General features: G+C 43.1%; 17 protein-coding genes. 11 read left to right on the forward strand and 6 right to left on the reverse strand.

Going from position 1 to position 23,142, the window contains the following annotated elements; genetic code table 11:
* Nucleotides 1-7: 7 nt before the first annotated feature.
* The 6 genes from AB5542_RS03290 to AB5542_RS03315 all read right to left on the reverse strand — a co-directional run bounded on the left by AB5542_RS03290 (nt 8) and on the right by AB5542_RS03315 (nt 9,032).
* Complete coding sequence (locus AB5542_RS03290) at nt 8-763, reverse strand: DUF4843 domain-containing protein (RefSeq protein WP_270543018.1); 756 nt, start codon at nt 761-763, stop codon at nt 8-10.
* Between the two features lie 22 nt (nt 764-785).
* The gene (locus AB5542_RS03295) at nt 786-2,315 is read right to left on the reverse strand and encodes a RagB/SusD family nutrient uptake outer membrane protein (protein WP_270543017.1); all 1,530 of its coding nucleotides are present in this window, start codon (nt 2,313-2,315) and stop codon (nt 786-788) included.
* Nucleotides 2,316-2,344: 29 nt separating this feature from the next.
* Entirely contained in the window at nt 2,345-5,623 is a 3,279-nt protein-coding gene (locus AB5542_RS03300; RefSeq protein WP_270543016.1) for a SusC/RagA family TonB-linked outer membrane protein, read from the reverse strand.
* Between the two features lie 169 nt (nt 5,624-5,792).
* Nucleotides 5,793-6,953: a FecR family protein gene (locus tag AB5542_RS03305; RefSeq protein WP_270543015.1), complete on the reverse strand. Its 1,161-nt coding sequence runs from the start codon at nt 6,951-6,953 to the stop codon at nt 5,793-5,795.
* A 66-nt stretch (nt 6,954-7,019) separates the two neighbouring features.
* Nucleotides 7,020-7,568: an RNA polymerase sigma-70 factor gene (locus AB5542_RS03310; protein WP_279038671.1), complete on the reverse strand. Its 549-nt coding sequence runs from the start codon at nt 7,566-7,568 to the stop codon at nt 7,020-7,022.
* A gap of 99 nt (nt 7,569-7,667) precedes the next feature.
* Nucleotides 7,668-9,032, reverse strand: a complete 1,365-nt coding sequence (locus tag AB5542_RS03315; RefSeq protein WP_279038670.1) for an MFS transporter — start codon at nt 9,030-9,032, stop codon at nt 7,668-7,670.
* Nucleotides 9,033-9,181: 149 nt separating this feature from the next.
* Between AB5542_RS03315 and AB5542_RS03320 the strand changes: the two genes are divergently transcribed.
* The 11 genes from AB5542_RS03320 (at nt 9,182) to AB5542_RS03370 (ending at nt 23,138) form a co-directional block, all read left to right on the forward strand.
* A complete protein-coding gene (locus AB5542_RS03320) occupies nt 9,182-10,324 on the forward strand; it encodes a chorismate-binding protein (protein ID WP_087419329.1) in 1,143 nt (380 codons plus the stop codon).
* Nucleotides 10,305-12,005, forward strand: coding sequence for a 2-succinyl-5-enolpyruvyl-6-hydroxy-3-cyclohexene-1-carboxylic-acid synthase (menD, locus tag AB5542_RS03325; RefSeq protein ID WP_279038669.1), 1,701 nt, complete (start codon nt 10,305-10,307; stop codon nt 12,003-12,005). The genes AB5542_RS03320 and menD overlap by 20 nt, the downstream gene beginning before the upstream one ends.
* 403 nt (nt 12,006-12,408) lie before the next feature.
* Complete coding sequence (locus tag AB5542_RS03330) at nt 12,409-13,500, forward strand: WG repeat-containing protein (RefSeq protein WP_288214997.1); 1,092 nt, start codon at nt 12,409-12,411, stop codon at nt 13,498-13,500.
* Nucleotides 13,501-13,511: 11 nt separating this feature from the next.
* A complete protein-coding gene (locus AB5542_RS03335; protein WP_118302938.1) occupies nt 13,512-14,003 on the forward strand; it encodes a CD225/dispanin family protein in 492 nt (163 codons plus the stop codon).
* Between the two features lie 11 nt (nt 14,004-14,014).
* A complete protein-coding gene (locus tag AB5542_RS03340) occupies nt 14,015-14,425 on the forward strand; it encodes a DUF2752 domain-containing protein (RefSeq protein WP_087419324.1) in 411 nt (136 codons plus the stop codon).
* Nucleotides 14,426-14,667: 242 nt separating this feature from the next.
* On the forward strand, nt 14,668-15,489 hold the full coding sequence (menB, locus tag AB5542_RS03345) for a 1,4-dihydroxy-2-naphthoyl-CoA synthase (protein WP_087419323.1): 822 nt from the start codon (nt 14,668-14,670) through the stop codon (nt 15,487-15,489).
* Nucleotides 15,490-15,548: 59 nt separating this feature from the next.
* The gene (locus tag AB5542_RS03350; protein ID WP_118302934.1) at nt 15,549-16,100 is read left to right on the forward strand and encodes an RNA polymerase sigma-70 factor; all 552 of its coding nucleotides are present in this window, start codon (nt 15,549-15,551) and stop codon (nt 16,098-16,100) included.
* Nucleotides 16,101-16,163: 63 nt separating this feature from the next.
* Entirely contained in the window at nt 16,164-17,237 is a 1,074-nt protein-coding gene (locus AB5542_RS03355; protein ID WP_279038667.1) for a FecR family protein, read from the forward strand.
* 315 nt (nt 17,238-17,552) lie between these two features.
* Nucleotides 17,553-20,909, forward strand: a complete 3,357-nt coding sequence (locus tag AB5542_RS03360; protein WP_279038666.1) for a SusC/RagA family TonB-linked outer membrane protein — start codon at nt 17,553-17,555, stop codon at nt 20,907-20,909.
* A gap of 11 nt (nt 20,910-20,920) precedes the next feature.
* Nucleotides 20,921-22,381, forward strand: coding sequence for a RagB/SusD family nutrient uptake outer membrane protein (locus AB5542_RS03365; RefSeq protein ID WP_270543008.1), 1,461 nt, complete (start codon nt 20,921-20,923; stop codon nt 22,379-22,381).
* Nucleotides 22,382-22,388: 7 nt separating this feature from the next.
* Nucleotides 22,389-23,138, forward strand: coding sequence for a DUF4843 domain-containing protein (locus AB5542_RS03370; RefSeq protein WP_162613677.1), 750 nt, complete (start codon nt 22,389-22,391; stop codon nt 23,136-23,138).
* Nucleotides 23,139-23,142 lie beyond the last annotated feature (4 nt).

Raw genomic sequence — 23,142 nt, forward strand, 5'->3', positions numbered from 1 at the left:
ATCTTTATTATTCATATATCGGTTTAGGAATTACAACCACTCCGGGTTCCGGATGTTCCTCGTAATAATAATAGACCGGAGTAACAACATATTTAATAACCAAGTACTCCACCGCTAAAGGCCAATAATCTGCTTGAAAATTATCCCCCATAAATCGATGTATAGAATTATACACGTCAACATTTGTCGTTTTCAAACTTCGATATTGCTCAATAATCTTATACATCAAACCGGGAGACCAAGGGCCTAGCACGACCTCCTTCCAATACCATGGTTTTTGTGGAACCGTCTTATTATACAAAAATATTCGGGTATCACTCATGGTCGGGAGATAATGATTATTTTCTACTAGCCGGAGTCCCACTTGTAAATGATTAGGTCTAGTGTCCTCCTCTTTTCTCCGTTTCCAAGTAATTACCGGAATATAAGCTGATACTTCATTAACGGGCATAACAAGTTCCTTTTCTAAAATGTAATCCTGTCCTTCGACTGCATCAGTTAGCGTATCTACAATTTCCAAATTAATTTCCCGCAATTCGGGTGAAGGAAATCCCATAACATAAAAATTCGCCGCCACTTGCTTAGTATCACCATTCTCCCAATCTTCAAAAATGGTTGTCGTTGTTCCAATGTCACTACCCGGCATAAAATAAATCCGGTCTTTTTCTTGCTCATAAGCCAAATAATCTCTGTCGCAGGAAGCATTTATTCCCACCATCCATATTAAAGCCCCCCAAAACACATATAATTTCATCTTATTCATAACTCCAAATTTTATTTATGTCCTATTTTTCAGTTTCCACGGGTGGAAATACCCCTTCTCGCCCCCCTTCCCGATATTCAAACTCATCATCCGGGATTGGCCACACGTATACTTCATCAGACCCTTCGTAAGTCATTCCATAATACAAACAACTATTAATCGACATATTCTGACGTTTCATATTAAACCACGTCAATCCTTCACCCCAAAATTCTTTCCGATATTCCTTATTAATCAACGTCATATCAAGTGTTACGTTTCGATACACGAATCCACGAGCTTGCGTGTAAGAATCAAGATATCTCTGAGCTTCCGTTAACTTCCCCTGTTTCAATAATCCTTCGGCCATAATCAAGTACATTTCGGAAATTCGCATCATGTGTATTCCCCGAGTTCCACGAACCGTCCCGGCATTACGAAATATCTTGTAAAAACGTGCGTGTTTACCGGAAACACCTTCTCGTTGTCGAAACCAATTGATCCGGTAATCCATCTCTCCACCTGTTGAAGGAACTTCATATAACTTCCGGAAGCCGTAATCAACCGGCGCCATCCCTTCCGGATAGTACCCCGGATACAAGTAAAAACCATTTAAGGGTAACAACACGTTAGGCTTTGGCTCATCCTGTTCATTGTCAAAATGCTCTTTCATAACTTCGGTCCAATTTTTTTGAGGATAAACAGCCCAAATCGTTTCACTCCTTGAAACACATGACGCGTATTCATACCCCATATTCGTTTTATTCGCGAACTCAAACTTCTCTGACTGAATCACTTTTTCCGCGTAGATAACCGCACTATCCAAATCATTTTTCATCATGTAAACACGTGCCAATAATCCTTGGACAGCATACAAATTCATGTGAAATTGCCGTTGAGTCATGAAAGCTGACACATCACCCCTATCTACCCGCTCCAAATTCAAGTAACTCCCCTCGTCCTGTAACAACCCTTCAGCCTCTTTCAATTCATCTATAACCTTACGATAAATAGCTCCCACGGTACGAAACGGGTAAACCAAAGGCTCGTACGATTCACAATAAGGTATGGCCGGGTAATCAACTGTCTCTTCCCGGTAAGCCGGAGCGAAAGCATTAAGTAACTGGAAGTGCATGAAAGCCCTTAAAGCCAAGGCTTCTCCCTTGTAAAAATTATAATAACGTAAACTATTTTCTCGTCCTTCCAAATTCGTCAATACACTATTTACATGACTGATATTTTCATACATCAATTTCCATATATCATCAAACATGGATCGTTTCGTGAAATTACTATTCATGTATTGAAAAGTCAGCAACAACTCCATGTAGCCCCCAACATTCTCGTACACGTAATACTGGGCTAGCATATCCGGCAAATAATATGACAACTTCTCCCCATATAACTCTTTTTGCGCTAAAGCGGTATATACACCGTACAATGCATCCTCAAATCCTTCTTCGGATTGGAACAGTTTATCTCCCAACACTTCACTCTTGGGAGTCAGATCCAGAAAATTTTCACAACCGGAAAATACAAGGATCGTTACCAATAATATTACTATTCTTCTCATATTATACCCTTTACTATAAATCATCAACATTAAAACGTCGGACTAATCGTAAAATTAAATCCTCGCATATACGGGTAAGAAGTCCCTCTTTCAAACTTCACCGTGGAAAGTCTCAATACATCCGAGAAATTCACGCCTATACGTAATCTTTTCAAATAAATATGCTTCACCCATTCCGAGGTAAACTCGTAGAAAAATCCTAAAGAGGATAAATAAAATTCATTCCGTTTCTCCACGAAACGCGATGATTGCGCGAACGTGTAATCATTCGGATCATAACCTCGATAATATACCAAGTCACCCGGATTCTTCCAACGCTCGGTAAAGGCCCGGCGATCTACATTATAATTTGGGTCAATCCGCTCAATCTTATCTGCACGAGTAGAATTATAGATCCATCCTCCACGGGTGATATTCATTCCGGCAAACATCGAAAAACCCTTGTAAGAAAAGGAAGTACTAAGCGCAAGTTCTAATTTCGGGATCGTATTTCCCATCGCGACTTTATCATTAGCATCATACACAAAAGTTAAAGAACCATCCTTCTTTACTAAAATATCCTGCCCCGTAGCCGGATCAATTCCCAAAGAAGGTACGACATAAATGGAAGAGGCCGATTCTCCTTCTTCAAATTGAATCTTAGGTGGTATTCCTTTATAAATATTACGCTTAAGAGCATCTTGATCTATATGCTCTTGCCGGTTCTCGTCATTCTTATATTTCAAAGAATTACTAATTTTCAATATTTTATCCCGGTTATGCTGTCCGTTCAGAGTTACACGCCACTGTAGATCTCTCGTTTTCAAGATGGCGCCGGATAAACTCCAATCATATCCCTTGTTTTCCTGTTCTCCCAAGTTACTGTTCAAACGAATGACTCCCACCGATGGCGGATAAGCCACGGGCAAAAGCATATCTTTTGTCGTTTTCTTATAGAAACTCAAATCCAATTGCAAACGATCTGACAACAACGACAGTTGAATTCCCAAATTCAATTCATTCGTATAGGAAGCTTTCAGCTTTTCATTAGCCATTGTTCTAGGTCTGGCTCCAACCCCGGTAATAAAATTATTATCAGCACTATATAAGTAAGTTGTTCTCGTTTCCCAAGAAGACAACGTGTTACTCCCCGTGGACCCGTAACTGACTTTCAGTCTCAGTAAATTCACAAACGACTCCTTAAGGAATGCCTCATTATGAACATTCCATCCGGCACCTATCGACCAATAAGGGTGCCAACGATACTCTTTACTAACACTGGAACTACCCGAAGCCCGGTAATTACCATCCACGAAATAACGATCTTGGTATATGAAATTCAAGTTGCCAAATACCGCTACCCCCGAACTTTTCGATTCCGCACCACCAGGTGATCCTTCCGGATAGGTTGATGCGAAATTAATATCGTTCAATATCGGTTTCAAAAAACCTATTCCTTGAAAAGAAAACGAAGAAGATGTATTTCTGTTCACGGACCCACCCAAATTAATGCTTAATAAAGAGCCCTTTTCATCCAGATTCCAATTATAGGAAAGCGTAGCATTACCAGCCCATGACGTTTCATCCGATCCGGTTATCTCGTAACTACCTTTCTCGTCAATCACTCGTGATAAAAAATCGGCAGACTCCGGAGAGATAAATTTATCTTCACGCCCGTCACCCAACAAATAATTAAACCCACCGTTGACATATAAACCTTGCAAAAGATTGACCCGAAAACTGATATTATTGGTAATTGTCTTTTCCGTTGATTTTGAAAAACTCTCTAATGAAGCCTCATACCATGGATTTCGATCCAAATTATTATTATACTTTTTCACCCAATTCCCGTACTCATCTTTAGGCATATCATAAGGATTACGTCTAACCCATTCAGAATAGCTACCATAGGGAGAATCCTTGGAATCCGTTTTATTTACATCCAAACGATAAGACACGGTCAGAAAATCCTTATAATTATAAGAAAGATTCAATCCGATTCCCAATCTCTGTCGGAAATCTCCTTTCATTATCCCCCGAGTATCCCCGTAACGAAGATTCACGCTATAATCCATTCCACCACCACGCCCGGTAATACTTACCGAGTGATCAAACGACCAACTATTCCGTAACGGGATAGATTTCCAGTCTGTAGAAGCTCCGCGTTCTACAACATTTCTACGTTGCCAATACAATTCATCCAATTCTCCGGTCGGCGAATCATACAAGCCACATAATCTTTCCAACTCCAATTTCTCTCTTCCGTTACACAAGTTAAAAGAAGAAACATCCGGGAATTGCACATCGGGAAGGAAATTGTAACGAACCTTCAACTTCGAATCGGTCACTCGCATACGGGTAATCACAATGACACCATTGGCGGCCTTTTCTCCATACATTGCTTTAGCTGAAGCATCCTTTAATACATCCACCCGATCTATATCCTGCATATCAATATCATACAATGCCTGTAGTGAAATCTCCACCCCATCCAGAATAATCAATGGAGTATTCAAGCCGAATTGCCCATCCACGGCCAAAGCGGTTGTTCCCCGAAGGATAATCTCCGGAATGTAGTTAGGATTAGCCCCCTGTTCATTATTTTCCACGATATGCAAACCGGGAACAGTAAAAGCCAAAGCCTTCAAAATATTGTTAGGCGAAACCTTTAAAAGATCCTCTCCCTTTACAGAAGTAACTGACCCTGTATATGAATTCGTCTTCTGCGTGAAAAAGCCGTTAACGACAACCTCCTCGATCTTACTTACTTCTTCTTCCATTTTAATCGTAAACTCTTTCTCATTCTTTAAGGGGTAAACCACGGTTTTATATCCTACAAACGAGAATTCCAAAGCGTATTTTATGGATGGTAACTGCAACATGAATACTCCATTTGAATTCGTGGCAACACCTTGTGTCGTTCCAACAACCTTTACCGTCACTCCCGGGATCGGAAGACTATCTTTATCTACCACTTTTCCCCTAATCGTGACTGATTTTTTCTCGTCGGGTTCCTTGCCTTCTTTCAACTTGATAATAACCACGTTATTTAAAACCGTGTAAGTCAATCCTGTTCCTTTTAACACCTGATTCAATACATCTTCTAAAGGGACATCCCGCATATCAATATTTACATCCCTTATTTTTTTTATTTCGGCATTATCTATGTTATAAAAAAAGCCGAAATCCGTTTGGATTTTTAAGGATTGTATCACCTCTTCCAGAGTTGCTCCCCTCATTTGCAGGGTCACCATCTTATTCTGAGAGAGTAAATCTGCTGATGCATGTAATGACATCACAAAAACAAACACAAATAGAAATTTTGCCATAAGCCACTGTTTTCGTAAACTATTCCCTCGAATGGGTATAGACCATCGATTCTTTTTCATACATTTGTAATTATTAAGTGAAACATATCGGGAATAACATCTGGTAATGTGTGTTCCCTATTGCTTATTTAAGGCAGGTGTTGTTCGTAGCAACACCTGCTTTTATTTTTCATTCACCAACTACTACCGTCCGGCCATTCACGTTAAAATGCACATCACCCGCCTCTGCAATCACATCAAGCACTTCCTGCAAATTAGCCTGACGTTTCATTATACCGAAGAATCGTTTCTTTTTTAACTTCGGCTCTTGATAAAATATCTCCACATCAAACCACCGGGAAACTTTCCGCAAAATTGTCTCCAAATCATCATTACGAGAAACAAAGAGGCCATCTTTCCAAGCCACATAAGTAAAAACATCCACGGGAAGAATTTGTGTCTCCAAGGTTTGTCGATTCAAAAGGAATTGCTCTCCCGGAACAATTTTTTGAAAATCAATCATATTTACCCCTTTCACACAAACACCCACTGAACCTTTCACAAGTGTTGTCTGAAAAAATTCCTCGTCTTCATAAGCCATCACATTAAATTCGGTTCCAAATACTTTCACCTCTTCTAACCGAGTTTCCACGATAAAAGAACGTTCTTCTTTAGCAACCACGAAATAGGCCTCCCCCGACAATTCAACTCTTCGCTCTGCACCCAAAAATGCCGTTGGATAACGTAAACGGGACTCTGAATTCAAAAAAACTTTTGTTCCATCGGCCAGCTCAACAACGTATTCTCCTGAAGGAGGCACGATCAATTCATTATAAGTCTCCTTACCAGCAATAGACGTCTCCCCGCCATAACGTAACATTCCTTTCTCCACATGAATCGTCACACAATCCCGATTTATCGTTCCAGAAATTTGTGATGAATCCAAAACAATTTGTTCGCCTTGACTCAATCGAAGCGTCACGGCAACCTGTCCCGGGCATATTTGTGTAGGTTCGGGGTTAGTTACTTTCTCACCTACAGGCCAATATCTCCAACCCAAAATAAACACGCCTAAAATAATGACAGCCACCCCAGCATACTGCCACCAATTCATAACACCATGACGATTTTTCCCACGTTTCACGACAACCAATCCTTTCCACTCATTCACACGTGAACGATCACGCACCATAATCTTCTCTTGCTGACGACAAAACAACTTATAGTATTGCCTATGTTTTTCACTTTCGGCATACCAAGCATTAAATACAAGAGATTCCTCTTTCGAAAGTTTTTCTCCTCTAAACTTCCGATACAAAAGAGCAATATTTATAGATTCAATTTCATCCATGTATTTCCTATTTTGCAGCTATGACGTAAAAAGACGAAAATAGGGTGAATGAAAAAAAGAAAAAATTCAGATTTTCTCGCAGGACTTATGTAATTTCATTAAAATAAAAGACAAAAACAGTTCATCATGTTGGTCGTACAAACTTTCTCGAAGATCTTGATAAGCCTTTTTCATATGGGTTTTTATCGTATTGACAGACAATCCGGTAATTTCTGCAATCTGAGGATAACTCATCTTACCATATACGCTCATTTTTAAAATCTCACGTCGCTGTTCTGGTAATTTCTCAATTTCCTCCTCGACTCGATGAATGATCAACTCCTCCTGCTCCGATATATCAAAATCACCAGAATAGTAAACAGCATCGAATAACTTCACGTCCAACGGATCCGAGATTTTCAGTTTTCGTAAATAATCCACACATTCATTCTTCACGCAACTGTACAAATAAGAACGAGAATATTCCACGTCATCCAAATTCACACGAGATAAAAGAGATAAGAATACATCCTGCACCATATCCTCCGCTGTTTTCAAATCTCCAACATAACTTTCAGCAAATAAAACTAGCCGTCCGTAATATTGTTCAAATAATGTATCGAATTTACTCTTCACCGTACATACACTTTATATCTCCGACAAAGATAGGGAATAAGTTATATCATCAAAGAATTTATCGTATCATTAACAATATAGCATTACAAACAAATTAATTCAAAACCGTTGTTCCTCCGTGGAATCAATCCCAATGGCGATCTCCTTGATAATCCCCTTTTCAATATAAACGGGACGGGCATATCTACGCACCAAGGGGCGATAATATTCGAAAACCAAAGCGGCGACAAAACAACAAATCCCGGATAGTAAGATAATCATTTGCAAACCGATCCATTTTTCAATTGCCCCCAGCACCATACTGCCCACGGGAGCCATACCCGTGAAAGACATTGCCATATATCCCATCACCCGGCCTCGTTTATCCTCGCCGGAAAGGGTCTGCAACAGCGTGTTGATAGAAGCCACGGCTGCAATAATCGTAAAGCCCACCGGCAAGCATAGCACGGCAGCCACCCAAGGAATCGTAACAAACGACATCACCGACAAACCAATCCCCAGCAATGCCCCGGAAAGCATCACCACTTTTCCCAGTCCCAGCACGCTCTTCCGGGCTGCCAGATACAAGGCCGCAATGAAGGAACCGACACCGATACATGAAAGTAGTAGCCCCAACATCTCGCTCTCCCCGTGCAGGATCGTTTTCACGTAAGCCGGGATAAACGTCATCAAGGGTAACCCGAAGAAACTGATCGCGCTCATCAAAAGCAATAGCGTACGGATCGGTATATTACCCGCCACGTACCGGAAACCATCCCGCATATCTTCCCACACCTTTTGCTTCGCAGTTCTCTCCCGCTTGGGCGTTACCCGCATCATCAACAAGGCAATAATCACGGCAATATAGCTGATACCATTCAACAGGAAACAAATGCCCTCTCCCAACAAACCGATCAACACTCCACCCACCGCGGGTCCGATCAAACGAGAACCATTAATCACGGCAGAATTCAGCGCAATAGCGTTACTCAACTTATCCTTCGGAACCAAACTCGGGTAAAATGACTGTCGAGTGGGATTATCCAAAGCATTAATCAAACCGATCAATAAACTCAGAATCATGATATGCCACACCTGTATCAACCCGGTCAACGTGAGCAAAGCCATCAACAATGCTTGTACCATAGACAGTGATTGCGTCAGTACCAACAACTTACGTCGATCAAACCGGTCAACAAAAACGCTCATGTAAGGAGTCGCCACGAGAATCGGGATTTGTGCCATGAAAGTAACCGTCGCCAGTAAAAGTACCGACCCGGTCAACCGAAACACCAGCCAACTCATGGCAATCTGTTGCATCCACGTCCCAATCAGCGAGATACATTGTCCCCCGAAATAAAGACGGAAATTATAACTTTTCAAGGAAGCGAATACCTGCGTGAAGGCCCCTAAATTATTAGGCAATAACTCCCGAAGCCCTCGCCAACCACCCAAAAACTTATACCCGCTCCTATCTTTATTCATTTCATTCAAACAAAATAACCTTATTAACTCATAACCTGTAACCTGCAACGTGGCGTAGCCACTTCCCCCACAAAAATACTTACATTTTGCATCAATTGAATCACCAGCGAATAATTTTGCCTATTTTTGCAGTAAGAATAGGTTATGCCATGATAGAACAAACAGAAAACAGACTCTCGGTTGCAGAAGCGCAGAACATCTGCCTGCGAAATAACATCCCGTTTTACACGTACCGTTTACCCGGTTCGCGTGAAGTTGTTTTCGGGGCTCAACTCTCCAACGATACCCGGATATTCAAGGGATTCGAAAAACATCGGGGAGAAAAAGGGTTTGTTATCACGCCCTTCAATCACTCCTCTTGGAGTTTCCCCTTCTTCATCAAGGCCGATCTTTCATTCACGGACTACCTGACTGACGGCGAAGCGATTCGAAATTTACAGAACACGGTTTTCAATACCCCGGAACGTATTTTCACCAAGCAAGACTGCGAGCATTTCGAGTACTTAGATGAACTGCGCACGATGATCGACACGTTGAAACGGGAAGGGATGAAAAAAGCCGTTCTATCAAGAACCATCACGATACCCTGCGACTCACTCCGACTATCGCCAGCGATCTTCGAACAGATGAAACAATACCACCACGCCTTCCTGTTCTTTGCCGCCATTCCGGGTAAATGTGCTTGGATGGGTGCCTCACCGGAGACTTTCCTCAAATACGACAGAAACGGATTCTTCACCATGTCACTGGCAGGAACTCAACCCGTGGCAACAGCAAAAAATCCACCTGAATGGGGAGACAAGGACATCGAGGAACAACAAATCGTGACCGACTACATCCAAGACACGCTAAGACATTTCTTTACCCGCCATCTCGAAATCGAGGGACCTATCACGTTACAAGCCGGGAATGTCTTTCACCTCTGTACCTTTTTCAGAAGTGACGAACAACTCCCTGCCGACCAGATTGACGAACTGGTAGGACAACTTCACCCGACTCCGGCCGTCTGCGGCCTACCCAAAAAGAGAGCCATGCAAATCATCACGGAGATCGAGAAACGGGATCGGGGATATTATGCCGGATTCCTAGGACCATTGCAAGCCTCCGGGGCATTTGACCTGTTTGTCAACCTGCGTACCATGGAAGTATTCGATGACGCCCTGCGATTGTATGTCGGAGGCGGCATTACCCCTCTTTCCGACCCGGAAACCGAGTGGCAGGAAACTTGTCAGAAAGCCGATACTTTACTAAACCTCATACGTCAAATGAATTATGGAAAAATCACATTCTGATATTGAAAACGTTCGAATTCTTATCAGTCTACTCGTTCAAAAAGGGATCAAGGAAGTCGTTCTGTCACCCGGTTCCCGGAATGCACCTTTACTCGTGTCTGTTGCCCGGGAAAAAAGGTTGAAACATCATATCATCGTGGATGAACGTTCGGCCGCCTTCTTCGCTCTGGGAATAGCACAACAAACCGGACAAACGGTTGCCCTTATCTGCACGTCGGGAACCGCCTTATTGAATTACTCCCCTGCCGTGGCGGAAGCCTATTACCAGGGTATTCCCCTTCTCGTTATCTCGGCAGACCGTCCCTCCGAATGGATAGATCAAGACGATAGCCAAACGATACAACAGCAAGGGGCATTATGTAACTTTGTGAAAAAGAGCTTTCAGCTCCCGACAGCCATCACGTGCAACGAAGACCGCTGGCATACCAATCGTCTGGTAAACGAGGCCATCAATCTATCCCAACACGGCCGGAAAGGCCCCGTGCATATCAATGTTCCCCTGAGAGAACCCTTGTACGGCTTTCAACATGAATCCATAACTTCAGAACGGGTGATCAAGACGCTGAAAGAATCCCCTTCCTTAACCGCAGAAATCTCTCAAAACCTGCGGGAGGAATTTTTCCTTTGCCCCAAGGTCATGATCATCTCCGGGTTCCATAAACCCGACCCAGTTTTGCAACAACATATCAAGTTACTAGCAAGCCTTCCCAACGTGGTGGTTTTAACGGAAAGCGTAACAAATCTATCCATTCCCCTCGTGATCTCCACGATAGACAGGGTAATTTCCACGATACAACCGGAAGAAGCAGAGACTTACGCCCCTGAACTACTCATCACGTTCGGGGGAGCGATTGTTTCCCGTATGATAAAGGCTTTCATCCGAGAACATACCCCACATTCTCATTGGCATATTGACGAGCGGTCGACACCGCCTGACACGTACAAGTCCATGACCCTCCACGTCCCCATGGACACCCGAACATTCTTTGATCAACTCCAACCCGCGGAAATAAAAGCCAACAGTTTACCGTCCAGTTATGCCCACCAATGGCATCAACGGGAAGAAAAAGCAACACAAATACACGATAACTACCTGAAACGTATCCCGTGGTGTGATCTGAAAGCCTTCTCCATGCTCATTCCCGCACTTCCTGCCGGGAGCCGTTTACAACTAGGCAACAGCACCCCAATACGTTACGCCCAACTCTTCCGGTACACGCAGGTGGACCGTACCGATGCCAACCGGGGAACAAGTGGTATTGATGGTTGTACCTCGACAGCCATGGGTGCAGCCTCAACATTCGACGGGATCACCACGCTGATCGTGGGAGACAACAGCTTTTTGTACGACTCCAATGCTTTATGGATCAAAAACTGTCCCCCGTCATTACGAATCATCGTTATCCAAAACGGAGGAGGAGGCATATTCCGCTTTTTGGCCGGTCCTTCCGGTCTGGAAGAAGTTGAAGAATTATTTGAAACCCCTCACGACGTGGATATAGAACGGCTTGCCGAAGTTCATCGTTTCAAGATGTACCGAGCAACAGATGCACCCTCGTTAGAATCAGCACTATCCGAATTCTACCAACCGGGACAACAACCGGCCATTCTCGTTGTTCACACACCCGGAAAAATAAACGGGGAAATATTAAAAGGATATTTTCAAGCGTTAAGGGGTTAATTAAGGGAAACTAGAATTTCTCAGAAGAGCTATTTTTAACTCTCTCTATAAACAGAAGAGGAGTTAGAGACTCATTCCGAAGATAGAGAATATTTCAACTCTACCTCTGCAAGAGAAAGATAAAGGTTAAAAGATAAAAACTAAAAGTTGAAAGTAGGAAATTTAGAAGCGTCGGCTTTGTGTGACGGAAATCTAGAATCTACAATCATTAAATCTAAAATTAGTAAGGGGAGTACCCCGAAGGGGGGAGGGAATTTGAAAAATAACTTTTTGGATAGCCCCGCCCAAAGTCCTACCTCATTTTTTCTTCCCCCAACAGCACACTTATCCATTTATTTACTACTTTTGGGATAGCGTTTGTTTATTCTTTTTATCTTAATTTATGGGGATAAGTTATTATTTCATGGACAAGACCCACAAACAGGTCGGGCCGCTTTCGTTAGATGAACTTAAACAACAAGGAATCACACGAGAAACACCCGTGTGGCGTGAAGGTATGCCAAACTGGGTACAGGCAAAAGATATTCCCGAATTACATGAATGTATCACATCTCCTAAACCACAAATCAGCGTGGTACAGATTGTCCTGATTTTATACGCAACCTTAGGCACGATTCTCTTCTTACTCGCTGGCAGATTTGTTTCGGCGCTTGTCGCCTCGTGGTTTGACATTTACCCATACGTTCCGGGAATTGTCATCCTCATCATCGGGGTACTAGGCATCATCTTTTCCCTGTTTTACAAAAAAAGAAAATACTTACTGAATACAACACTGATAGTTCTACCCTTCTTACTATCTTCCTTATTTTCCATTTTCTATTATGGAGTACTAAATCATGCCTATTGTTTCCGGTACGATCGCTGCATCATAGAGAAAAGATCCGGAGTAGGAGTCATGGATAAATTCGGATTGGAAATCGTTCCCTACGTATACGATAATATCGCACCCAATAGTTACTGGTCACCCGCTTACTACCGGGCCACGTATAACAACCAAAAAGGGATACTCGCCCTCGATGGAACTGAAATTATCCCATGTATATACGATGATGTTGACACTTGGCTCACAACCGACAATTTCATGGTTAAATCAGGGAAACTAAAAGGACTATATACCCCAAGAGGAAAAGTAATCGTTCCTTGCGAGTACACGAAAATTTCCCGCTGGCGGGAAACCTCGCTCCTCCACGTGAAAATAGATGACCAAGAAGGCCTCTATACCCTGGAGGGAGAAGAGATATTACCCTGTCAATTTATCATCTGTAAAGAATTAAACGGTATATCACTGATCAACCGCGGCGGATTCTCGAAAGACGGTAAAGTGCAGAATGGAGTCTGGGGTGCAATCAATAAAAAAGGAAAAATCATTATCCCCTGCAAATACAATGACATCATACCCTACGCCGGTTCTGAACGCATCGAGGCCGACGGGGGATATATCAAAGATATTTACGACTTTAACGGAAATTATTTACGAAGCGAATATAAATGGTAAATTATTAAACTATGGAAAACTATTTTTACCTGAACGAAAAGAATGAACAAAAAGGCCCGGTTTCTCCCGAAGAATTAATTCGCAACGGGGTAACGAAAAACTCCCTCGTGTGGAAAAACGGTATGGCCCAATGGCTCCCGGCAGGAGAAGTTCCCGAACTTGCGAAATTGTTCACGAACGAAACCTCCACACCTTTATCACCCCCGCCATTCCCTCCCACACCACCTCAACCACCGGTAAACAACAATTCCAAACCGGACAACTGGCTAGTATGGGCAATCCTATCAACCATTTTGTGCTGTTTGCCGCTAGGGATTGTCTCCATCATCTATGCCACGAAAGTGGACAACCTCTGGAATTCCGGTCAGCAAGAGGAAGCGATAAAAGCTTCTAACATGGCAAGATTATTTTTCTTCTTGGCATTAGGTGGAGGTGTACTCGCCGTCATCATCGGGTTCGTCAGCGGATTAACAAGTGTACTGATGGGAGGAGGTTATTATTAATATTCGAATGAATGTATTCGTTCGGACATTTTAAGAAAATAGGCCTCATACTAATTATACTACTCGGGATCATCCTGTTCTTCATTGATCCCGAGTATTCGGCATTTATACCAAAATGTCCCTTTCGTTGGTTCACGGGACTCGATTGTCCGGCATGTGGTAGCCAAAGGGCAATTCATCAATTATTACACTTGAATATCAAAGGAGCTTTCGGGTATAACCCGTTCCTTATTCTTTCTATTCCTTATCTAATTGCTCTTGTAATCACGCAATGGTTTGACCCCCGAAATAAATTAGCCCGGCTAAAAAGGATCTGCCATCACCGGATAGTCGTCAACACGTACTTAATATTAATCATAGTATGGTGGATCGCCCGGAATATCCTACCTTTCCTCCGGGGTTCCTTACCACCAACCATATAGCACCTTGACATCAATTTCACATCAAAAACACTGGCGAGTATTCTTGCTATGAAGATGCTATGTTCATGCTATGTTCATGATCCCGCCCAACGTCGAAGAAGACATAGACCTTCCACGAACAAAGCCATGACTTTCTTCCCTGTACCATCACGCGAATTCTTTATATCGAACCTCGTTAAAATAAAAATTATCATGTACATTTGTCGTTACACTTTGTAAAAACTAAAAATAACATACCGGATATGTCAAAAAGAGAATGGACTACAATCAAAGAATATGAAGACATTCGATTTGAATTCTTCGAAGGAATAGCTAAAATAACCATTGACCGCCAAGAAGTTTATAACGCTTTCCGTCCGCAAACCAATTTCGAAATGCTAGATGCCATAAATATCTGTCGGGAACGGAGTGACATTGGTGTTGTTGTACTCACGGGGGCCGGGGACAAAGCGTTTTGTTCCGGAGGAGACCAAAAAGTGAAAGGAATAGGAGGCTACATTGATGAAAACGGGGTTCCCCGCCTCAATGTACTCGACCTGCACAAAGCCATCCGTTCTCTTCCGAAACCCGTCATCGCCATGGTAAACGGGTACGCCATCGGCGGAGGCCACGTGCTTCATGTCGTGTGTGACCTCACGATCGCTTCCGAGAATGCCCGTTTTGGACAAACAGGCCCTAAAGTCGGTAGCTTCGACGGGGGATTCGGTTCCTCGTATCTCGCCCGCCACGTGGGCCAGAAGAAAGCTCGTGAAATCTGGTTCCTTTGCCGCCAGTACACCGCCAAAGAAGCCGAAGAGATGGGGATGGTGAACAAGGTGGTTCCCTTCGATCAACTGGAAGATGAAACCGTGGACTGGTGCAAGACCATCATGCAACGCAGCCCGATGGCCATCCGCATGATCAAACGGGCATTGAATGCCGAATTGGACGGCCAACACGGATTAATGGAATTCGCCGGGGATGCCACCCTAATGTACTATCTCATGGAAGAGGCACAAGAGGGTAAAAACGCCTTCTTGGAGAAACGAGACCCGGACTTCAAAAAATTCCCCAAATTCCCATGACAAGGAAATTCGCATCTTTTTAGTATCTTTGTTATCACAAGGGTTTTTCATAAAACACGATGCAACATAATTTCGACATAACAAACAACGGGGAAATCGTTGATGCACTTATAAAAGGAGATGAAGCAACTTTTGCCATGGTCTACAAAAGCTACTTCACCTCCTTAAGAAATTATGCCACCACCATCCTCTCGGATCAAGAAGCCGCTTATGAAATTGTTCAGAATCTTTTTGTCACCTTATGGGAAAACCGGAAAAAACTAGACCGGGAAAAATCTCTCCGCAACTATCTTCTTCGGGGAACTCACAATAATTCACTACGCTACCTCAAAACCCACTCCCTTCATCAACTGCATCACGAACAGATAAAACAGGAGACAAGCGAAGAAGAAGAAAATACCATCAACCATGATCCCCCGACAGATCCCGAAACCCTACTGGCTAACATCCTTAACGAGCTACCGGAAAGAAGTAAACAAGTGGTCATCATGAGCCATATCGAGAATAAAAAAAGTACTCAAATCGCCAAAGAACTGGGTATTTCTGCCCGGACCGTAGAAACGATTCTCTACCAGGCCATGAAAAAACTTCGGGCAAAAGCAAAAAAATAACATTTTCGAATACGTAGTTTCGAAAAGTCAAGTATTATATAAATAGATTAGATAGAAACACGCATGAAAACAAATGCAGGGAAATATTTGAAACGCCCCATCGGGGAGAACGAGGAAGAGTTACTGGAGGAAATATGGAACTCACTTCCCCCCGTGGAAAACGATGATCAAATGTTGGACGAAAACTATCGGAACGTGAAACAAAGAATACATAAACATACCTTCAGACGCCGTATCATCTACATTTCAAGTAGTGCAGCTGCGGTATGCTTATTTATACTTTTGCTATTCAGCCCCGAATCATCCGAAAAGTCTCCTGTATTTGCACAATTAAATGATATGGGCATATCTATCAGCGAACAAAAAGTTCAATTCATGATAGGAGATTCCATCGTGGCCAACCTGAACACGTCAGCCAGAATGAATGCCAACCCAAACGCGAAGACGACCTTACAATCCGCCACGGGTGAGGAAATTACCCTGCAAGAGGAGACCCCACTCAAGATATACGTCCCCGCAGGAAAGCGTTTCGATCTAGAACTGACGGACGGCACTCACGTGTGGTTAAATTCGGACACATGGTTCGAATACCCGGCAACATTCGCCTCTGCCAAAGAGAGACGGGTAAAAATCGAGGGAGAAGGCTTCTTCGACGTCAAACCGGATGCCGCAAAACCTTTTCACGTGGAAATCCCCGGAGGAGAATCCATTCGGGTATTGGGGACCAGTTTCAACGTTTCAGCTTACTCGGATAACGAAGAGAATATCACGACATTGGTTACCGGGAAAATTGAATACTCACTTCCCACACGAACTGAAGCCATCGCCCTCTTACCCAATGAACAAGTACGGGTAAACAAAACAACGAAAGGAGTCACGAAAAACGAGGTAAACACCTCCGAATTCGCCATGTGGAAAGAAGGAATCCTCTATTTCAACAATGAGAAATTACCCGCACTGGCAAAACAGCTTGCCCGAATGTACGGCATTGAAATAAAAGTAGCAGAAAAATACAACGATACTTGCTTCTCCGGTATGATCCGGTATGAAAGAGGTATTGATTATATCACGAAATTATTAACAACAACAAGTAATATAACGTGTAGCATTGAAAACGGTATCATTCATCTGAAGTAAAAACAAAGGAATAACATATTGAATATCTGACCGAGGACATTATCAAAACGTAATGCCGGGGGAATTGTATACTCAAAAAAATAACACCAAATACAAAACCTAACGATCAAATAAAATGAAAGAGAGAACATTACCGGACAAAAGTACCTAGAAAACAGTAGCAACATATTAGCGAAAAAATATCGAATGTAGATAATAACTCAAAAAAGGAAAGACTTTATCACGGATAAAGCCCTGAGATTTGTGACCCTAAAAAAAAGGTTTATCAAGCAAATAAACAACTAACAATCAATTAATAACAGTAACATAAATATCATGAAAGAAGACACTTCATCCAATCTTAGACAAGTAATTCCCTGGACCCAGTTCACGGGAAAAATGATCTTGCCTCTTTTCCTGATCATCGTATTTTGCAGCATGACCTACAATTCACATGCGCAGGAAACGCGTCTCAATCTTAAACTGGAAAATACGACCCTTCTGGATGCTATCAAACAAATCAGCACCATCACGGGAATGGAATTCTTTTATAATGCAGGACAGGTCAAAGCTTATGACAAACGCATCTCTAAGGAATTCACAAACGCCCCACTAACACAAGTACTGGAATTTTTGTTGGACAAAACACCTTTCACGTACAAACTGGAAGATAAAACGATCGTTATCGTACAACGTCCGGCACAAGCTAATACCCCCAAGATAAAACTTATCGAGCTAAAAGGTGTCGTGTTTGATAAAGATACCCGTGAACCCCTTCCCGGCGTAACTGTTATGATCGAAGGAAGTCAGCAGGGTACTGCAACCAACGCCAACGGAGAATTTATTTTCCCTATCGATTCGGGGAACTACAACATCATATTTTCTTTTATCGGTTACGAAAGATTAGTAAAAAAATTCAACGGTAACAACAGCGCGGAATTTCGGGAAATACAGCTTACCCCCGCCGTGGAAACCATCGAGGACGTCGTGGTAACCGGAATATACCGAAGAAAAAAAGAGAGTTTCACGGGATCGGCAAGCACGTACAAGGTGGAAGACTTGAAAGCCGCCGGTACACAAAATGTACTTCAAAGTATCAGAACGCTAGACCCCTCTTTCAAGATTAACGTCAATAACCAATTCGGCTCAGACCCGAACCGGTTGCCGGACGTGGAGATTCGAGGTAAGAGTAGTGTCATGGGATTAAAAGAAGAATACGGAACCGATCCGAACCAACCATTATTTATATTGGACGGATTCGAAACGGATCTACAGACCGTCATGGATTTGAACATGAACCGGGTAGCCTCCGTAACACTTTTAAAGGACGCCGCCTCCACAGCGATTTACGGTTCAAGAGCCGCCAACGGTGTATTGGTTATTGAAACGAAAGTTCCGGAAAAAGGAGTTCTTTCACTCTCGTACAAAGGAGATTTCAGCATAACCATGGCTGACCTATCGGACTATAACCTCATGAACGCACGGGAGAAACTGGAGTTTGAAACCAGAGCGGGAAGATACACCAGCACCACAAACGACCCGATGGACCAAATCACGCTGGACAATCTCAGAAACCAACGTTTACAAGACATCGAACGAGGCGTTAACACCTACTGGCTCAGCGAACCGATTCGCACGGGTTTCGTTCAGAAACACAACCTCTACGCCGAAGGAGGCGAGGAACGCATCAGATATGGTCTAGGCTTAAGTTACGGCAACACGCAAGGCGTCATGAAAGGCTCAGATCGTCAAACGATAAGCGGAAATATCGACTTGGTCTACCGCACAGGTAAATTCCAATTCAGCAATAAATTTATACTGGATTACATGAAAACGAATGACCCGGCCGTTCCTTTCTCGGAATACGCTCAAGCTAATCCTTATTTCAGGAAATACAATAGCGAAGGCGGCATCGACAAATATTTATACTACACGGAAGATCCGGAAGAATATTCCGTACCCAATCCCTTGTGGAACGCTCACTTGAATAATTACGACGTGCAAGATCAATTCGGATTCACGAATAATTTCATCCTCGAATGGTTTGCCACGAATGACCTGCGTGCAAGGGCCAAGTTCGGGATTACCAAGAACAATTCGACAGCCGAAGTACGTCTTTCCCCGCAACACAGTGATTTTGATGAGGTAAGCGACACAGAAAAAGGACTTTACACAAACGCTCAAACAAAAAATCTGAATTACGAAGGGGATGTTTCTGTCACCTATGGACACTTATTCGCAGGGAAACACATGGTAAATGCCGTGGCCGGATTCAATTTCAGTACCAAGGAAAATTCCCAAAACGGGTATAAGGCAATCGGATTTACAGAAGATGAATTTGACGCCCCGTCTTTTACCAACAGTTACCCGGCAGGGTCTAAACCGACTTACACGGAAAGCAAAACACGTGCTGCCAGTTTCTATATCAACGGGGGCTACGCTTATGACAATCGCTATCTATTCGATTTCAACTACCGCAGTGACGGAACTTCCGTGTTCGGAACAAACAACCGTTTCAGAAACACGTGGTCTGTCGGTTTAGGTTGGAATATCCACGCTGAAAAATTCATGGAGAATTGCGATTTCTTCCAACTATTAAAACTCAGAGGCTCGGTCGGAAACCCGGGGAACCAGAATTTCGCCTCTTATCAGGCATTCTCTACCTATGCTTTCACGCACTGGATGAGTAATATTTTCGGAACCGGAGTTATTCTTGAAGGATTGGGCAATCCCGATCTGGCATGGCAGGAAACCATCAATTATAGCCTGGGAACCGACATCACAATGTTCAACGAACGAGTGAATGTCACCTTGGATTTATACCGGAAAAAAACCGATCCACTAGTAGCAGCCATCACGACACCGAGTTCTATCGGGGTGAAAAGTGTCATGATGAACATGGGGCAATTAAAAACAGACGGTATTGAAGTTACGTTAAAAGTTTCTCCCATTTATCGCCCGCAAGATCGTTTCGTATGGAATATCAGTCTCAACGGGACACATGCCAAGTCAAAATATTCCAAAATCGGCAATAGCTTGCAATCCATGAACGAACAGAATCAGGCGAACCTGAACACTACTAGGTACTACGACGGTGGTAGCCCCACCGATATTTGGGCGGTAAGATCGGCAGGTATTGATCCGGCGACAGGTCAGGATTTGTTTATCAAGAAAGATGGTACTTACACTTTCACGTATGACAAGAATGATGAAGTCGTGGTCGGAAACACGGAACCGAAACTGGAAGGAGTACTCGGTACAACCCTTTACTACAAAGGTTTCTCGTTCGGATGTTACCTGCGTTATCAGCTAGGAGGTCAGGTTTTCAATAGCGCCCTTTACGAGAAGGTAGAAAATATCGACAGGGAAAGCATTAATTATAACCAAGATAAACGGGCTTTATACGACCGTTGGAGTACTCCGGGACAAGAGGCAAAATTCAAAAGAATTTCTCTTTTCCAAACAACTGAAACCTCTTCCCGTTTCGTGATGGACGAAAACACGCTAAGCGGAGAATCTTTCAACATTGGTTACGAGTTTACCCAACCTTTCATCAAGCATGTCGGTTTGTCTACATTGACCGTGCAAGCTAACATGAACGATATTTTCAGAGTTTCATCGGTAAAGAGCGAGCGAGGTATTGACTATCCTTTTGCACGCACGATGTCATTCTCTATATCTGCAACCTTTTAAACGGAAGAATTATGAAAAGAAAAATACAATTAATCACGCTTTTATGTTGCACCCTTGTTTTCGGGGCTTGCGACAGTTGGTTGGACGTGAAACCTTACGACCAGATAGCGGAAGAAGACCTGTTGAACTCGGAAACCGGTTTCCAGAAATTACTGAACGGCGTTTACATCGAGTTAAATGACGAGAACCTTTACGGAAGTACCCTCATGGTGGAAATGCTCGAACTCATGGGCGGAGCCTACAAGATCGGCGACGACCAAGGGAAATGGGGGAATTATATTGATTTAAACAGCTATAAATACAGCACTGAATACTGGCGGGGACGCTTGGATAAAGTTTGGGAAAAAGCTTACGCCCTGATCATGAACTGTAACAAGATTCTTGATAACATAGAAAACCGAGAATCACTCTTCACGGGTATCAACTATGACATTATCCGGGGAGAAGCCTTGGCTTTGCGTGCCATGTTGCACTTCGATATGTTACGCCTGTTCGGCCCGGTTTACATGAACAACCCGGAAAACGAGTGTATTCCCTACTATTTACACCAATCATCGAATGTAAACGATTTATTACCTGCAAACAAAGTCATGGAATATGTCATTCATGACTTGCAAGAAGCGGAGAAAGCGTTGGCAAATGACCCGATCATCACAAAAGGTACTTTAATGGAATCAGCCGGGAATGAATCCAATTTCCTGCGTTACCGGGCATTACGTATGAACTATTATGCGGTACAAGGGCTCATGGCACGAGTTTATCTCTATGCTGGGGATAAAACCAATGCATCCATCTACGCCAAAAAAGTGATCACGGCGGCAGAAGCGGGCACATTCCCATTCACGGAAAGAACGGAAGCCAAGAGTGACCGGATTTTCTCGTCAGAGGTCTTATTCGCCTTAACAAACACAAATCGGGTTCTATTATTCAAAAATTACCATGATCCCTCTCGTAATCCGGCGTTTATATTTACCATGGATGAAAAATTATTGAATTTCTTGTACTCTGCACCGGGTTCTTCCACCACAAGCGATATTCGTTTCGAGGCAAACTGGGAACAGGCCACACTTCCCGGATTGACAAGCGGCGCCCGGTATTTCTATAAATACAATGACATGAGTACCACCGGGCTAATCCAGAACACGATGATCCCCATGTTAAGATTGGGAGAGATGTATCTGATCGCCGCAGAAAGCGAATCGGAAACTCTGAATGACGGACTTCCATATATCAACACCTTAAGAAATAAACGAGGTATTTCGAACCTCGGTTCCCTAACGACAACCGAGCTTACTTACGAATACATGCGCGAATTATATGGAGAAGGACAATTGTTCTATTTCTATAAACGGACGTTTACAAACATCTTAAATAGAACGAACAATAGTGGAAGTAAACCTGCAGGTCAAGCGGCATCCACCCAAGTTTTCGTGGTGCCTTTACCCGACACAGAAATTAATAATCGACAATAACACGCGAATGATGAAAACAAGCAATATATTTATATGGATTATGCTCATTATAGGATTAACCGCTTGTTCGGAAGAAGAGGTTAATAACTATAGTGCAAATGAAGGAATCTATTTCAACCAACGCATAAGAGTAGGAAATATCCTGACAGACAGCACGAACTTCACGTTCGTGTACATCGAAGAATCACAGAACGAGGCCATAGTATCAATCCCGGTTCAGCTGGTCGGTAGGGCTACCGACGAAGCTCGCCCCGTAAACATCAAAGTTGTTGGAGGAAGTGCAAAGGAAGGGGATGATTTCGTGTTACCTGCCAATCCGGTATTACCCGCAGGAGCCAGTTCGTTCAACTATGAAATCACGCTGAAACGGACGACCGCATTGCAAGAAGAAGCGAAAACAATCGAGATCGCTATTGAAGAAAACGAACATTTCAAACCGATCATCACACACGAGATCACGGATATTCAAAGTGGCACAGATGTCTCTACTATGCGTCATAAAATCGAGTTCTCGGAACTATTCACCGAGGCTCCTGCCGCTTGGTACACGTATATATATCCATTTACCCCTCAACGCTTTTTCCTGACCTGCCGGGTGATGGACATCCCACGCTCAGACTTTAACGATTCATCAAAAATAACAAGTGCCCGCTTCCAATATTTAATATCAGAAATGATAAAATATGTAGCAGAACAATTGTTACTGGAGAATCCCGACCCGGAAATCTTTGACGAGAATGGAGATACCATCTTTTAATTAC

The organism is Butyricimonas sp. RTP31003st1_G1_RTP31003_210430, from assembly GCF_040920905.1.
Classification (GTDB): domain Bacteria; phylum Bacteroidota; class Bacteroidia; order Bacteroidales; family Marinifilaceae; genus Butyricimonas; species Butyricimonas paravirosa.

Excerpts from the sequence above, each read along its gene's own strand:
- AB5542_RS03290 (WP_270543018.1), bottom strand. The coding sequence starts at position 763 with ATGAATAAGATGAAATTATATGTGTTTTGGGGGGCTTTAATATGGATG.
- AB5542_RS03295 (WP_270543017.1), bottom strand. The coding sequence starts at position 2,315 with ATGAGAAGAATAGTAATATTATTGGTAACGATCCTTGTATTTTCCGGT.
- AB5542_RS03300 (WP_270543016.1), bottom strand. The coding sequence starts at position 5,623 with ATGGCAAAATTTCTATTTGTGTTTGTTTTTGTGATGTCATTACATGCA.
- AB5542_RS03305 (WP_270543015.1), bottom strand. The coding sequence starts at position 6,953 with ATGGATGAAATTGAATCTATAAATATTGCTCTTTTGTATCGGAAGTTT.
- AB5542_RS03315 (WP_279038670.1), bottom strand. The coding sequence starts at position 9,032 with ATGAATAAAGATAGGAGCGGGTATAAGTTTTTGGGTGGTTGGCGAGGG.
- AB5542_RS03320 (WP_087419329.1), top strand. The coding sequence starts at position 9,182 with ATGATAGAACAAACAGAAAACAGACTCTCGGTTGCAGAAGCGCAGAAC.
- menD (WP_279038669.1), top strand. The coding sequence starts at position 10,305 with ATGGAAAAATCACATTCTGATATTGAAAACGTTCGAATTCTTATCAGT.
- AB5542_RS03330 (WP_288214997.1), top strand. The coding sequence starts at position 12,409 with ATGGACAAGACCCACAAACAGGTCGGGCCGCTTTCGTTAGATGAACTT.
- AB5542_RS03335 (WP_118302938.1), top strand. The coding sequence starts at position 13,512 with ATGGAAAACTATTTTTACCTGAACGAAAAGAATGAACAAAAAGGCCCG.
- AB5542_RS03340 (WP_087419324.1), top strand. The coding sequence starts at position 14,015 with ATGTATTCGTTCGGACATTTTAAGAAAATAGGCCTCATACTAATTATA.
- menB (WP_087419323.1), top strand. The coding sequence starts at position 14,668 with ATGTCAAAAAGAGAATGGACTACAATCAAAGAATATGAAGACATTCGA.
- AB5542_RS03350 (WP_118302934.1), top strand. The coding sequence starts at position 15,549 with ATGCAACATAATTTCGACATAACAAACAACGGGGAAATCGTTGATGCA.
- AB5542_RS03355 (WP_279038667.1), top strand. The coding sequence starts at position 16,164 with ATGAAAACAAATGCAGGGAAATATTTGAAACGCCCCATCGGGGAGAAC.
- AB5542_RS03360 (WP_279038666.1), top strand. The coding sequence starts at position 17,553 with ATGAAAGAAGACACTTCATCCAATCTTAGACAAGTAATTCCCTGGACC.
- AB5542_RS03365 (WP_270543008.1), top strand. The coding sequence starts at position 20,921 with ATGAAAAGAAAAATACAATTAATCACGCTTTTATGTTGCACCCTTGTT.
- AB5542_RS03370 (WP_162613677.1), top strand. The coding sequence starts at position 22,389 with ATGATGAAAACAAGCAATATATTTATATGGATTATGCTCATTATAGGA.